We start from the raw sequence: 936 nt of genomic DNA on the forward strand, positions 1-936 counted from the left end.
CCCCGCTGCTGCTCGCGGCGCTGATGCGCCGTCGTGAGGAGCGGGGCGGCGAGTCGATCATCCAGAACCCGCTGCTGCTGGCCGCGCTCATGCGCCGTCGTGAGGAGCGCGGGGGCGAGGAGTCCGGCATCGAGCACCCGCTGCTGCTGGCCGCGCTCATGCGCCGCTGACAGGAAAAGGCGACATCCCTGCCCTCCGGTCGTCGGCGTCGTCGGCGCCGGGGGGCAGGTCCCGTAAGGCAATCGAAGACTTGAGGAACGACAATGGCAGCTGAGTCCGGCGGAGAATCGGAACGGGATCCCGTGGAGGCCTTCATCGATGAGGTCTTCGAGGAAATGGTGCGCGATGCCGGGATTTCGCACAACGGCACCGGTGTCAAGCATGGGAAAGCCCCACTTGCTGGAGCTCTGATGGAAGCGGCCGTGGAGTTCTTGTCCCGGCCGCCTTCCCGTTCCTCGGAACTGGAAAGGGTATTGTTCGCGCAGGCCTTGGCGACCGCAATGGCGGAATCCCTCGCACCTACCCTGGCGGACGCGCTGGCCTCGGAGATCATGAAGGTCCTGAACCAGCACGCCGCCTCCCAGAGAGGGAGCTCCCACGAATCCGTCGGCGGTGGCGGCCACAGTCACCACTCGTCCGGCGGTGGCGGTCACTCCTGACCGGCGTCGTCCCGGTGACGCTCCGACCGTGCGACCGAGCCCACCAGACGGGCGAACGCCGGAGGGCCGGACCGCTCGAGCGGTCCGGCCCTCCGGTCGGTGCCCCACTCCCTCCGGTCGGTGCCCCACTCCCTCCGAGGCCGGCTCGACGCCTGTCCCGAGGCCGACCGAGACGGACAACGTCGAAGGGCCCCCTGTTTCTCAGGTTCTAGTGGTCGTTGCAACACCCCAGCTCAGGGGTGGCAATGGACTTCAGGATCCGGGAGGACCGGAGGCC

Annotated in this window: 1 protein-coding gene; it reads left to right on the top strand. The window is 68.4% G+C overall.

Annotated features, from left to right (window positions below):
- Positions 1-263 precede the first annotated feature (263 nt).
- Positions 264-659 carry a hypothetical protein gene (locus VKA29_RS35805; protein ID WP_324790216.1) on the top strand — a complete coding sequence of 132 codons (396 nt, stop codon included), beginning with the start codon at positions 264-266 and terminating at the stop codon, positions 657-659.
- Positions 660-936 lie beyond the last annotated feature (277 nt).

Origin of the sequence: Streptomyces sp. H51 (genome assembly GCF_035656535.1) — a bacterium.
Taxonomy (GTDB): Bacteria; Actinomycetota; Actinomycetes; order Streptomycetales; family Streptomycetaceae; genus Streptomyces.